Genomic DNA, 13,214 nt, shown 5'->3' on the forward strand with positions numbered 1-13,214 from the left:
TCGCCTTAGTGCCTGAAATGCCTCATCCCCGTGAAGACCATGGCCATGCCGTGCTCATCAGCAGCGGCGATCACCTCGGCGTCGCGCATGCTTCCCCCGGGCTGGATGACCGCCGTGATCCCCACGGCGGCGGCGTTGTCGATGCCGTCGCGGAAGGGGAAGAAGGCATCGGAGGCCATGACCGCCCCCTGCACCTCAAGCCCCGCGTGCTCCGCCTTGATGGCGGCGATGCGGGCCGAGTTGACCCGGCTCATCTGGCCGGCCCCGACGCCGATGGTCATGCCGTCCTTGCCATAGACGATGGCATTGGACTTCACGAACTTGGCCACCCGCCAGGCGAACTGGAGGTCGATCATCTCCTGCGCCGTGGGCTGGCGCTTCGACACCACCTTCAACTCGGCCGAGAGGGCCAAGTCAGTGTCCTGGACCAGAAGCCCGCCGTTCACCCGCTTGAAATCGAGGCGCTGGGCCGGCTGGGCCGGCCATATGCCGCACTCCAGGAGCCGGACGTTTTTCTTGGCCGCCACCACCTCCACGGCCGCTTTGGAAACTGAGGGGGCGATGATCACCTCCACGAACTGGCGGTCACAGATGGCCTTGGCCGTCTCGGCGTCCAACTCGCCATTGAAGGCGATGATGCCGCCGAAGGCCGATTCGGGGTCGGTGGCGTAGGCCCGGTCGTAGGCCTCCAGGAGGTTCTTCCCGATGGCCACGCCGCAGGGGTTCGCGTGCTTGACAATGACGCAGGCGGGCCCTTCGCTGAACTGCTTCACGCACTCCAGGGCCGCGTCGGTGTCGCCGATGTTGTTGTAGGAGAGTTCCTTCCCCTGGAGCTGGCGGGCCGTAGAAACCGACGCCTCCTGCACCTGCCGCTCCACGTAGAAGGCGGCCGATTGGTGGGGGTTTTCGCCGTAGCGCATCTCCTGGGCCTTCTTGAACTGGAGGGTAATGGTGTCGGAATAGGTAGCGACCCCCTCCCCGGTCCGGGCGCCGAGCCAGTTGGAGATGGCGCCATCGTAGGCAGCGGTGTGCTGGTAGACCTTCACCGCCAGGCGGAAGTTGGTCTCCTTGGCAACGGAGCCGCCCGATGCCTTCATCTCGTCAAGGACCGTCCGGTAGTCGGCCGGGTCCACAACGACCGTCACGTCGGCGTTGTTCTTGGCCGCGGAGCGGAGCATGGTGGGGCCGCCGATATCGATGTTCTCGATGGCGTCCTCAAGGGTGCAGGCGGGATTGGCCACGGTGGCCTCGAAGGGGTAGAGGTTCACCACCACCATGTCGATGGGGAGGATGCCGTGTTCCTTCATGGTGGCCACGTGCTCCGGGTTGGAGCGCATGCCAAGGAGCCCGCCGTGGACCTTCGGATGGAGGGTCTTCACCCGGCCGTCCAGCATCTCGGGGAAGCCGGTGTGCTCGGACACGTCCTTCACCGTCAGGCCGGCATCCCGGAGCAGCTTTGCGGTGCCGCCGGTGGAGAGGATCTCGACGCCGTAGCCGGCCAGTTCCCTGGCGAACTCGACAATGCCGGTTTTGTCGGAAAGACTGATAAGCGCACGGGTAATCTTTGCCATGGTGTCACTCCTTGAGAATTGAATTGATGAATCGATCAGATTGTATGCGGGAAATTGATATGCTGCAGAAAGTGCTTCTCGAAGGCTGGGGTGCCGGAAAGTGGTATGACGCGGATCGTTCCGGCAAGATGGTCAACCGCCGCAAGCCCCCCGGAGGTAAGGAGCGCGTGCTCAACGCCGCGAAGCGCCCCTTCCCGGACGAAACTCGTCGTTTGTACCATGTTTTCCGTGAAGACTCCAAGGCTTTTTAGGCTATGCGGGTCGAGAACGGCGCCGAAGGAGCCGGTCAGGACCACGCTCCCCACCGCCCCGCTTTCGATCCCCGCCCGGTCGAACAGAACCTCCATGCCGGCCCGGATCGCCCCCTTGGCCAGCTGCACCTGACGGATGTCCTCCTGGGAGAGCCAGACCGTCCTCGTCGCATCCCGATGGAGCACGAAGGCCCGCTCATCCCCCATGGTCGTAAGCCGGTTGCCGATGCTCGACGGGATCTCCTCCGGCGGCAGGAGCCGGCCGGTGGAGTCGATGGCCCCCTGATCGAGGAGCAATGCAATGGCCGAAAGGACGCCGGAGCCGCAGATGCCCGTGGCCGGCTTCCCCTCGACGGTCGAGACGAGCAGGCGCTCACCGTCAAAAGTCACCCCGCTGATGGCACCGGGAAGCGCCGCCATGCCGCACGAAAGGTTCCCTCCCTCAAAGGCAGGGCCGGCCGCGGCAGAGGTGGCGAGGAGCTTTCCGTCCGCCGCCAGGGCGATCTCGCCATTGGTTCCCATATCGAGGTAAAGACGGGGACCAGGGACCGGGGACCGGGGACCGGGAACGCCATGGAGGAACGCCACGGTGTCGCCGCCGACAAAGCCGCCGGGGAGGGGAAAGAGGAATACCTCAGCCGGAAGATCCCAGCCGAGCCCAACAGCGGGAACGGTTTTGCCGGCGGTGAAGAGGGGACGGTACGGGGGGAACGCGAGGGCATCAACCGGAAGGTCCAGCAGAAGATGCTCCATGGCGGGATTGCCGGCCACCGCTATAGTGACGAGGTGCTCCGGAGATCTCCCGACGCTCTCCAGAAGCTCCCCCGCCAGGCGGCCAATCGCCCCGCGGACCAACTCCGCCATCCGGTGTCGAGCCTCTTTGGAACGGCAGGCGGCATCGAGGCGCGCAATGACATCGGCACCGAATTCACGCTGGGGGTTCAGGCTGCCGGCAACGGCCAACCGCTCGCCGGTGGCCATATCGAGGAGGGAGGCGGCCAGGGTCGTGGTGCCAAGGTCAACGGCAATGGCAAGCCGATCAGGCGATGACAACGGCATGCTCCCGGGGAGGGAGAACCCCACCCACGGCGACGGCAAAGAGCCCTCGGTCCCGGGCCATGGAGAGGAAGGAGTCGGCGAATTGCGGCGAAAGGGTGATGAGGAGCCCCCCGGAGGTCTGGGGGTCGAAGAGGGGGATGAGCCGGCCTCCCGCCCCGGCGGAAACGGAGACTAAGGGGGTATAGTGATCGCGGTTGCGGTAGCAGCCGGCCGGCACGAGGCCATCGGCCACAAGGTCCTCGACTCCTCCCATGAGGGGAACGGCGTCAAGGGCGATTTCGAGGGTAACGCCGGCTCCCCGGGCCATCTCGCAGGCATGCCCCAGAAGGCCGAAACCGGTGACATCGGTGCAGGCGGAAGCCTCGCATTCCAGCATGAGCCCCGCAGCCGAAGCGTTCAGGAGCGCCATCCAGCGGATCGCTTCGTCGACAACGCCGGGTGCAACCATGTCGGCCTTGATGGCCGTGGAGACTATCCCCGTCCCCAGGGGCTTGGTGAGGATGAGCCTGTCGCCGGGGCGGGCCGTGGAGTTGCGCACGATCCGCCCGGGGCTGATGAGACCGGTGACCGAGAGACCGTATTTCAGCTCGTGGTCCTCCACCGTGTGCCCCCCCACGAGGCAGGCCCCCGCCTCCCGCACCGCGTCAAGGCCACCGGCCATGATGTCGGCCAGGATCTGTCCCGGCAGGGTGCAGGCCGGGAAGAAGGCCAGGTTCATGGCGGTCACCGGCCTTCCACCCATGGCGTAGACATCGGAGAGGGCGTTGGCCGCCGCAATCCGGCCGAAAGTGAACGGGTCATCCACCAGGGGGGTGATGATATCCACCGTATCCACCAGGGCGAGCCCCTCCCCTATCCGGTAGACCCCCGCGTCGTCGGCGGTCTCCGGCCCCACGAGGAGGTTCGGATCGTCTCCCTTCCCCAGGATGCCGCTCAGTGCGTCTTCCAGGCCCGCCGGGCCCAGCTTGGCCGCTCAGCCGGCCGCTTTTACGAGGGATGTCAGCTTGATCATCACAGTCACCGGGTCGCGTTCAGGTAGACCCGCGGCACCCGCTTGCTGATGCCGCAGAAAATTTCGTAGGGGATGGTGCCGGCCCACGAGGCCAGTTCCTCGGCCCGCACGCAATGACCCTGCCGGTCGCAGCCAAGGAGCGTCACCTCGTCCCCCACAGCCACGCCAGGGACGGAGGTCACATCGATCATGATCCAGTCCATGCAGACGGTCCCAACCACCGGTGCCCGCGTGCCCCGGATCAGGACCTCTCCCCGGTTGGTCAGGGCCCGGCTGTAGCCGTCGGCGTACCCCACGGGAACACTGGCGATAAGGCGCCGGTCCGGGGCCGTGTAGCGGCGGGCGTAGCTGATACTGGTGCCGGGCTCCACCCACTTGAGCATGGCCACGGTACTCTGCAGCCGCATGATGGGCCGGAGCGCCATCTTTCCCTCGAAGTCACCCGACGGAAGCGCCCCGTAGAGGACGATGCCGGGCCGGACCAGGTTGCAGAAGGGGAGATCCATGCCGAAAGCGGCGGCACTGTTGGCGATGTGGACGTAGCGGGGGTCGAGTCCCAGGGACCGGGCCTCTGCCACCGACTGGGCGAAGACGGCAGCCTGGCGGTCCGAGAAGCGGCGGCCATCATCATCCAGTTCGTCGGCGGAGGCGAAGTGAGAGATGATCCCCTCCAGTTCCAGGGATTTCATCTCCCGCAGTTCCCGGAAAAAGGCCGGGGCCTCGGCCGCGGCGACCCCGAGACGCCCCATGCCGGTATCGATCTTCACGTGGATCTTCGCCTTGCGGTAGAGACGGGCGGCGGTGTCGTTCAGGACCCGCGCCTGCTCCAGGGAGAAGACGGCGGTGGAGAGGTTGAACCCGACGCACTTGCGCTCCTGCCCCGGATAGACCCCGCCGAGGATCAGGACCGGCCGGTCGATGCCGCTCTTGCGCAGTTGGATTCCCTCGGCCAGAAACGCCACGCCGAAGGCGGTCACCCCCAGGGACTCCAGTTCCCGGGAGATATCCATGAAGCCGTGGCCGTAGGCATCGGCCTTCACGATGGCAAGAATCCCGCATCCGGCGGGAACGGCACGCTGCACCTGCTCGAAGTTATGACGCAGGGCGGCAAGATCGATTTCGGCAATGGTGGGGCGACTGTCCATGCCCCTTTTCCTACCACTTCCCGCCGGTGGTGTAAAGCATGAACCTGACACTGTGATGCCCCCGCTTCAGGGTGAAATCCGCCCGGCGTCAACGGGTTAAATCCATTGACTTAACGGGAAAATTCGGTTAGCTTTGTCTACACAAAAGCAGCCTGCTGGGGGAGTTCTTCGAGAACTGAGACGGGCACCGCCCGAACCCTTACCACCTGATCCGGGTAATGCCGGCGTAGGGAAGCGGCCAGAGACCTCGTTTACCTCGTTGAGTTCTGGGACCGTGACCATCGTCACGGTTTTTTTGTTTGGGAGATCACCATGGGCAGCAACGGCCACAATCTCCGGCTGGTCGTCAATCGCGACAAGCAGGACTCCCCCATCCGGGGGGTGTACCTGGTCACCGACCACGGCGACCGTCTCGCGGAGCGGGTGGAGGCGGCAATCGACGGCGGGGTCCGCATCGTCCAATACCGGAACAAGGGAAAGGACCGGGCCCAGCGCTACGCCGTGGGTGAGGAACTACGGGACCTCTGCAGCCGGCGGGGGGTGATCTTCATCGTCAACGACGACCTGGATCTGGCGCTGCAACTCAAGGCCGATGGCATCCACCTGGGGCAGGAGGACGGCGACCCCCGTATTGCCCGGCGCGAACTGGGACCGGGTAGAATCATCGGCGTCTCCACCCATACCATGGAAGAAGCCCTGGCGGCCCAGGCGGCGGGGGCCGACTACATCGGCTTCGGCGCCATGTTCCCCACCAACAGCAAGGAGATCGGGCACCTGGCCGGGCCCGAGGGGCTCGCCGCCATCCGCAGCCGAATCATGATCCCCATTGTTGCCATCGGCGGCATCAGCCGGGACAACGGCCCACGGGTGGTCGACGCCGGAGCCGACGCCCTGGCGGTCATCTCGGCGGTTCTCGCCCATCCGGACCCGTTCCTGGCCGCGACGGAGCTGGGCCTTCTCTTCAACCGGCGCGCACCACATCCCCGGGGGGCTGTGCTCACCATTGCAGGAAGTGACTCGGGGGGCGGAGCCGGCATCCAGGCCGACCTCAAGACCGCGACACTGCTGGGGAGCTACGGCTCATCGGTCATCACGGCGCTCACTGCCCAGAATACCCGGGGGGTCTCCGGCATTCACGGCGTCCCCCCCTCCTTCGTGGCCGAGCAGCTCGATGCGGTCCTTTCCGACATCCCCGTGGACACGGTAAAGACCGGCATGCTCTTCTCTGCCGAAATCATCGCCACCGTGGCCGACAAGCTGGCCGAGTACCGGAAGCGGATCGTGGTGGTGGACCCGGTCATGGTCGCCAAGGGAGGCGCCCCCCTCATCGACCGGGGAGCCGTGAACGTCCTCAAGGACCGCCTCATGCCCCGCACCTACCTCCTCACCCCCAACATCCCCGAGGCGGAACGGCTCACGGGGCTCACCATCGTCGACGAAGAGGGAATGCAGGAGGCGGCCCGGCGCCTCTTCCGTCTCGGTGCCCGCAACGTCCTCGTCAAGGGGGGGCATCTGGTGGCCGGTGATGCGGTGGACATCCTCTTCGACGGCTCCGCCTTCCACCGTTTCACCGCGCCCCGCATCCTCAGCAAGAACACCCACGGAACCGGCTGCACCTACGCCGCGGCCATCGCCACCTACCTGGCCCAGGGAGAGCCGCTCCGGGAGGCCGTTGGCCGCGCCAAGGAGTTCGTCACCGCCGCAATCCGCCTGGGCCAGCCCCTGGGCCGGGGGCACGGACCGGTGAACCACCTCCTCGCCGCGCTTGAAGTCGGGGACCAGGGACCGGGGACCGGGGACCGGTAATACCGTTTTGTCCAACCAGATCCGTGAGGCGAGGGAGCCTGACGGAGCGAATGCGCCCTCTTTCGTCGCCGCTCTTGGCGACATGGAGCGGCCACAGCCGATCGTGTCCGAACCCGCAGGGTGAGTTGATCGGCTGTAGCGTAACGAGCCTTAGAGCGGCAGAAGGAGGGCGCTCTGAGCGGAGGCAGGTTTCCTCGCCTCACGAATTCAGCGTTCAATCAAACCAAGGAGTATCAGCACATGGCAACGACGCAGCTTGAATACGCCCGCCAGGGAATCATCACCGACAAAATGAAGGAAGCCGCTCTGGCCGAGGGGGTTTCCCCCGAGTTCATCCGCGAGGGGATCGCCGCCGGCACCATCATCATCTGTCACAACATCAAGCACGGCAATGGCCGCCCCCTGGCCGTGGGAAAAGGGCTCCGCACCAAGGTGAACGCCAACATCGGCACCTCGGCCGATGACACGGACATTACCAAGGAGCTGGAAAAGGCCCGCGTTGCGGTCCGCCACGGCGCCGACGCCATCATGGACCTCTCCACCGGCGGCCCTGTCGACGAGATCCGCCGCGCCATCATCGCCGAGACCAACGCCTGCATCGGAAGCGTCCCCCTCTACCAGGCGGCCCTCGACGCAGTGCGCACCAAGAAGAAGGCCATCGTCGACATGACCGTGGACGACATCTTCGAGGGGATCATCAAGCACGCCGAGGACGGGGTCGACTTCATCACCGTCCACTGCGGCGTGACCCGCTCCACCGTTGAGCGGATGAAGAACGAAGGGCGGCTCATGGACGTGGTTTCACGGGGCGGCGCCTTCACCGTGGAGTGGATGGCCTACAACAACTGCGAGAACCCCCTCTTCGAGCACTTCGACCGGCTCCTGGAGATCACGAAGGCCTACGACATGACCCTCTCCCTGGGGGACGGCTTCCGTCCCGGCTGCCTGGCCGACGCCACCGACCGGGCCCAGATCCACGAGCTGATCATCCTGGGCGAGCTGACCCAGCGTGCCCAGGCCGCCGGCGTCCAGGTCATGATCGAGGGGCCGGGCCATGTCCCCCTTAACCAGATCGAGGCCAACATCCTCCTCCAGAAGCGCCTCTGCCACGGGGCACCCTTCTATGTCCTCGGCCCCCTGGTCACCGACATCGCCCCGGGCTACGACCACATCACCTGCGCCATCGGCGGGGCCATCGCCGCCTCGGCAGGGGCCGACTTCCTCTGCTACGTGACCCCCTCCGAGCACCTGCGCCTGCCGAGCGTCGAAGACGTCCGGGAAGGGGTCATCGCCTCCCGCATCGCGGCCCACGCCGCCGACATCGCCAAGGGGGTCAAGGGGGCCATGGAGAAGGACATCGCCATGGCCAAGTGCCGCAAGAAGCTCGACTGGGAGGGGCAGTTCAATCTCTCACTCGATCCGGAGAAGGCTCAGCGGCTACGGGCCGAATCGGGGGTTGCCGAGCACGGCGCCTGCACCATGTGCGGCGAGTTTTGCGCCTACAAGGTCATGGACGACGCCATGGAAAAGCAGCGGGCCGCCGGCCACTGACCGGCCGATTAGCCGTTGACTTGACAGACAAAGTACGGTATTTATTTTTTCCTCATTCGCCACCGTAGCACAGGGGTAGTGCAGCCGATTCGTAATCGGCAGGTCAACGGTTCAAATCCGTTCGGTGGCTCCACCAACAACAAAGGTTCACGGTTTTCGCCGTGAACCTTCTTTTTTGCCACATCCAGGACCGGGCCGGTCTTTTTCGTGCCACCTCTCCGCGCTACCCTTCCCCAACGACAGCCGCCGTTGCCTTGCTTGTACTCGGCTCGACCTATGATATTTTATGAATGTATTCGATGTGTGGCCCTGCACGCATGGCGAAGCTGAAACGCGGGTATGAACCAGCGCGACAGAATGGAGGGAGCGATGAAAAGGGTATTTCTTGCGATTACATTGGTCTGGCTCGTCATCTCCATGTCCGGCTGCGGCGATGACCACAGCACTCCGCCTCCCACCTTTGTTTCCCAAATCCCCAGCAACCCAGTCTTTGACGGCGATATCGAACAGACTGCTCCCAATACGTTTGCGATCACCCAGGGGATGACCGCGGGCGTGCAAAGCGTCTTTGCCGGCATTGATCCCGTGGCACTCACGGAATTCAGGGCATTTCTCGACTTCCCCCTAGGGGGCACCAATGGCGTCCCGGCCAACGCCGTTATCGATTCGGCATTTCTCGATATAGTCATTAACAGCATCCAGCCGACCACCGGCACCATACCGATCCGGATCGAGCTCGTATCGTTCCAGCCGCCCACATTGCTCACAACCGACTTCGACCGGACGATTCAACCGCCTCTTGCCTTCACCACCATCGCGCCGCCGATTTCACTGGCCGACGTTGGCAGGCATGTATCGATTGACGTGACGCAACTCATGGTGGAAGCACAACGGCTGGGGCTACCCCACTTCCAGGTGAGGATTCTGGAGGATTCTGGAGGATCTGGGACCCGTCACCCCCGGCCTCATCGAGATTTCCGATCCCATCTCAAACCGGGGAATCCTGGCGCCGCTGCTGCAAGTAACCTATTTCTGATTGTTCAGGAACAGAAACTACAGCTTGCTCACGATGAACTCGGGAAAGAGGGTCGGCGACGTGGCAACGCTCGATATCCGCAGCGACTTGAGCCGGTCGTAGTAGCGATAGACATGACCGAGGGTGACGTTCCCCGGCTCGCTGTACTTGCGTTTTGCCGCCGCCAGCCCCGCCCTTCGGCCGAAGACGAAGATGTCCAGGAGCGAATTCCCCATGGCGCGATTCCGGCCATGGATTCCCCCTGCGGCCTCCCCCGCCGTGAAGAGATTTCTCACCGTGGTCTCCCCCTTTTCGTCGATGAGAATCCCGCCGTTCTGGTAGTGGAGGGTGGGATAGGTGAGGAGAGGCCGCTTGGAGATGTCGATCTTCACCCGCATAAAATGCCGGTACATGGAGGGGAAGCGCCTCTTGAGGAATCCCTTTCCCTGGGTCTCTTCGATGAGAGGGGTGTCGAGCCAGACTCCCACCTTGCCGGCTGGGGTCCTGACGCCGTTTCCCTCCTCACATTCCCGGATGATGGCGGCTGAGCAGGCATCGCGGGTCTCCAGCTCGTTGATGAACCGCTCCCCCTTCCCATTCACCAACTGGCCGCCAAGACTCCGGGCCGCCTCGGTCACCAGGACTCCCACCATGTGGTCAGGGAACATGACACCGGTCGGATGATACTGGAACGAGTCGATCCCCTCCAGCCTGGCCCCGGCACGGTAGGCGAGGACGATGGCGTCCCCGGTGGCGCCGAAGTTGTTGGAGGAGGGGAACCCCTGGAAGTGGAGCCGCCCCGAACCGCCGGTCGCCAGGACCACCGCCCGCGCCCGCACCGTGAAATGCCGCTTCCTCCCCAGGTCGAAGAGCACGGCGCCGTTGCACTCGCCGAACCCGTTGGTGGTAAGCTCCACCGCCGGGGCGAATTCCATGACTTCGATACCCTCACCTTTCCGGATCTCGTCCTTCAGCACCTTCATGATGTTCAGTCCGGTATAGTCGCCGATGGAGATGATCCGCGGGGCAGTGATCCCCCCCGCCTTGCGGGTGGCGAGGTTCCCCTCTTCGTCCCGGTCGAAATCGACGCCGAGTTCCAGGAGCCACTTGACGATGGCCGGCCCGTCCTCCACCATGGTCTTCACCAGCTCCCTCTTCCCGGCGAATTTCCCCGCCCCCATGGTGTCGGCAAAATGTCTGACGGGTGAATCGTCTTCGTGGACCGACGCCTGCATCCCGCCAAGGGCCATGATGGTATTGGAGTTACCGACCCGCAGCTTCGTGGCCAGGATGACCCGCGCCCCCATGCTCTCGGCGAAAAGAGCCGCCGTCACCCCCGCTCCTCCCCCGCCGAGAACCAGCACATCGGTGTCGAATTCGGGTTCGAGGCTGATCTTCGAGTGGTCCAGGTTGCTGAATGCCTCCAGAAGGTCAGCGATCTCATGGGTCGTGCGGTCGCCCCGGTTGGCGCCGATCCTCAGGTTCCGGAATCCCGCCTCCCGGTAGTCCGGGTGGTACCGCCTGAGGAGCCCTTCCATCTCCGCACTGGTGAGCCTTAGCAGCTCCTCCCCTTTCCGCTTTTCCCGGGTGGCGTCGACAATGGCTATGGAATCGCACAATGAATCCGGATACATGCTAGGGGCCCTCCATGGCCGCGCAGTAGGCCTTCAGCTCATCATCCCCCATGGCGACGATCCGACTCCATTCCGCCTCGAAGACAAACGATTCCATCTGAGTCAGCCTCTTGGCAAGATTAGGGGGAAACGGCCGCTCTCTGGCCAGGGCCCGCTGGATATAGAGGGCCACATACTGGGGAGCGATGCTCTTGGGGCAGCGGGAGGCACAAAGACCGCACATTATGCAGTCAGTCACCCGGGATGCCGCGGCCTCGTAATCCCCGTCCTTGGCGAACTTCATCACCCCGGCGACGTTGATCCACTCCGGGCAGACGTTGCAAGCACCGCAGTCGTTGCAGGTGTAAAGCTCGGGATAGTGTGTCCCCAGTTCCTCCAGGGGATGGGCCATGGCCTCCATGGCATAGCGGGCAGCCCGGGACGGGAAACAGGGCATCATAATGACATTCAACCCTTCCTCCGCCACCTTCTGGCAGCCGAGGCCAAACTTAACCTTCGTACTCTCCCTCTCGATGAAGGCCACCGTGCAGGCGCCGCACAGGCCCGAGAGACAGCCGATCCCCCGCTTCACGTCATACCCCGTGTCCCAGAGGGCCTCGATCACTGTCAACCCCTCCGGGATCCTGATCTTCCGACCCTCAAGCTCCACGATGATGAACATTGCCGAATTTTTCATGGGATACCCCGTCAGATAGTTCCTGCATTGAGTATAGGGCGGGTTGAAGGCGATGCAAGCGCCAGGGAGGGAGAGAAAAGCAGAGGGGGGTGACCCTGGATCACCCCCCTCGTTCACGATACCCGGATTGTTGTGCTGCCGATCAGTGGGTTGCCTTCTGCTCCTGGGGCAACTCCTTCTTGAGCCCCTTGGCCATTCCCAGCATCATGAGCACTGCCGGCACGAGTTGCAGGACCACGATCAGGGCACAGAACCCGAGGAAAATCCAGACGAAGATGCCGCTGTTGTCTTCCCGTGCGCCCGAGGCTGCAAAGACAGACGAGACGGAGCCAAAAAGGAGTACCAGGGCGTTGATGATGGGGGCCGAGCTTTTCATGACATCCTCCTTTTCCTTAGTTCTGCGAACATCGTGGGCGGTTGCCGTCTATCGCGCCGCATGGCCTTTCATGCCGTTGCCAAAGGCGCACCGAACTGCCTGGCAGATCTCCTCCACATCTTCAGGCCCCGACGGTTTGAGAGCGTGATAGAAGATTCCGCTGCTGCGAACCTTGCGCAGGAGCGGCAGGGGGAGTTCATCGGACACCAGGATGATGGCCAGCTTTTGGTTGCACTTTTTCATGAGGTCAATCAGGTCGAAGGTGGGGAGTTCATCGAATTTCGCCCCCAGCAGGACGACCCGCGTCACCTTTTTCAGGATATTGGAAAGTGTGTTGGGAAGGGAGTCGGTGACCGTGACCGAATACCCTTCCTTTATGAAGTGTTCCGCCATCTGCTGGCGGGTGGCCGGATCCTTTTCGGCGATGAGCAGTTCTTCCATGACGGTTCCCCCTTTCCGCACAGGGATGCGGGATTGCGGCCAGCAGCCTTTCTGCCGGTCAGTTGCGGGATTCGGCATCCTTGCCAGAGAAGAGCCCCTTGAGCATCGAGCCGAACAGCGTCAGGCCGGGCAGCATTTGACCGACGATTATCAGCGCGCCGATGCCGATGAAGAGGATCAGAAAAAGGCCGCTTCCTTCGGACTCCGCTCCGCTGGCGGCGAATGCTGATGAGGCGGCAATCAGGGTAATCATGGTGGCGAGCGTTGTTTTCATGGCATCCTCCCGGTTCTGCGGATGAGATGAATTCGCTGGGTCTTGACTTTTTCTATAGCAGCCGCCATGCCAGAACAGAAAACAGCGAGAACTATTCTCTTAACAACTTGAGATTATAGGTATTTTTACATTTTGCGACTGATCGGGATGTGCCATGAAGGGAGGGAAACGTATAGAAAGTATGTACAATTTCTAACCCGTTATGTCGGTTACCGACGATGGTTATCCCGCACAACTTGTTGATATCTATAGCTTTGCGCATCAACAGGATGGGTGTATAAAAAGATTGGCTCCCTTGTATCCCTGCATGTGACTCTAAGGTCTTGACGTCCCCATGCCTCTGAGGGTATCGTTGCTCTCCGCCTTGTCGGCAGAAGCGGCATCACTCTTCAAGGATTACGCC

The 13,214-nt window shown here is 63.3% G+C and carries 11 protein-coding genes, 1 tRNA gene and 1 riboswitch; of the genes, 3 read left to right on the forward strand and 9 right to left on the reverse strand.

Features of this window, described 5'->3' with window-relative positions:
- Positions 1 to 5: 5 nt before the first annotated feature.
- Genes purH through alr form a run of 4 tightly spaced genes read right to left on the reverse strand, consistent with a single transcriptional unit; the run spans position 6 to position 5,038 of the window.
- On the reverse strand, positions 6 to 1,571 hold the full coding sequence (purH, locus tag GMET_RS14580; RefSeq protein ID WP_004512841.1) for a bifunctional phosphoribosylaminoimidazolecarboxamide formyltransferase/IMP cyclohydrolase: 1,566 nt from the start codon (positions 1,569 to 1,571) through the stop codon (positions 6 to 8).
- Between the two features lie 35 nt (positions 1,572 to 1,606).
- The gene (locus GMET_RS14585) at positions 1,607 to 2,881 is read right to left on the reverse strand and encodes an ASKHA domain-containing protein (protein ID WP_035468651.1); all 1,275 of its coding nucleotides are present in this window, start codon (positions 2,879 to 2,881) and stop codon (positions 1,607 to 1,609) included.
- Positions 2,862 to 3,893 (reverse strand): selenide, water dikinase SelD, encoded by a 1,032-nt coding sequence (gene selD / locus GMET_RS14590; protein ID WP_011366119.1) that lies wholly within the window; start codon positions 3,891 to 3,893, stop codon positions 2,862 to 2,864. Before selD ends, GMET_RS14585 begins: the two co-directional genes overlap by 20 nt.
- A 5-nt stretch (positions 3,894 to 3,898) precedes the next feature.
- Positions 3,899 to 5,038 carry an alanine racemase gene (alr, locus tag GMET_RS14595; RefSeq protein ID WP_004512844.1) on the reverse strand — a complete coding sequence of 380 codons (1,140 nt, stop codon included), beginning with the start codon at positions 5,036 to 5,038 and terminating at the stop codon, positions 3,899 to 3,901.
- A gap of 147 nt (positions 5,039 to 5,185) precedes the next feature.
- A riboswitch (TPP riboswitch) is annotated at positions 5,186 to 5,288 on the forward strand.
- Between the two features lie 62 nt (positions 5,289 to 5,350).
- On the opposite strand from alr, the gene thiD reads away from it, so the two are divergent.
- The 3 genes from thiD to GMET_RS14610 all read left to right on the forward strand — a co-directional run bounded on the left by thiD (position 5,351) and on the right by GMET_RS14610 (position 8,528).
- On the forward strand, positions 5,351 to 6,844 hold the full coding sequence (gene thiD, locus GMET_RS14600; RefSeq protein ID WP_004512845.1) for a bifunctional hydroxymethylpyrimidine kinase/phosphomethylpyrimidine kinase: 1,494 nt from the start codon (positions 5,351 to 5,353) through the stop codon (positions 6,842 to 6,844).
- A 240-nt stretch (positions 6,845 to 7,084) separates the two neighbouring features.
- On the forward strand, positions 7,085 to 8,395 hold the full coding sequence (gene thiC, locus GMET_RS14605) for a phosphomethylpyrimidine synthase ThiC (RefSeq protein WP_004512846.1): 1,311 nt from the start codon (positions 7,085 to 7,087) through the stop codon (positions 8,393 to 8,395).
- 58 nt (positions 8,396 to 8,453) lie between these two features.
- Positions 8,454 to 8,528, forward strand: a tRNA-Thr gene (locus tag GMET_RS14610).
- Positions 8,529 to 9,448: 920 nt separating this feature from the next.
- Here GMET_RS14610 and GMET_RS14615 read toward each other — a convergent pair.
- The 5 genes from GMET_RS14615 to GMET_RS14635 form a co-directional block, all read right to left on the reverse strand.
- A complete protein-coding gene (locus tag GMET_RS14615; protein WP_004512847.1) occupies positions 9,449 to 11,044 on the reverse strand; it encodes an FAD-binding protein in 1,596 nt (531 codons plus the stop codon).
- 1 nt (position 11,045) lies between these two features.
- Complete coding sequence (locus tag GMET_RS14620; RefSeq protein WP_004512848.1) at positions 11,046 to 11,720, reverse strand: 2Fe-2S iron-sulfur cluster binding domain-containing protein; 675 nt, start codon at positions 11,718 to 11,720, stop codon at positions 11,046 to 11,048.
- Between the two features lie 142 nt (positions 11,721 to 11,862).
- Complete coding sequence (locus tag GMET_RS14625) at positions 11,863 to 12,096, reverse strand: hypothetical protein (protein WP_004512849.1); 234 nt, start codon at positions 12,094 to 12,096, stop codon at positions 11,863 to 11,865.
- 48 nt (positions 12,097 to 12,144) lie between these two features.
- Complete coding sequence (locus GMET_RS14630; RefSeq protein WP_004512850.1) at positions 12,145 to 12,537, reverse strand: response regulator; 393 nt, start codon at positions 12,535 to 12,537, stop codon at positions 12,145 to 12,147.
- Positions 12,538 to 12,595: 58 nt separating this feature from the next.
- Positions 12,596 to 12,811, reverse strand: a complete 216-nt coding sequence (locus tag GMET_RS14635; RefSeq protein WP_004512851.1) for a hypothetical protein — start codon at positions 12,809 to 12,811, stop codon at positions 12,596 to 12,598.
- Between the last annotated feature and the right edge of the window lie 403 nt (positions 12,812 to 13,214).

The sequence above is a fragment of the Geobacter metallireducens GS-15 genome (assembly GCF_000012925.1).
Lineage (GTDB): Bacteria > Desulfobacterota > Desulfuromonadia > Geobacterales > Geobacteraceae > Geobacter > Geobacter metallireducens.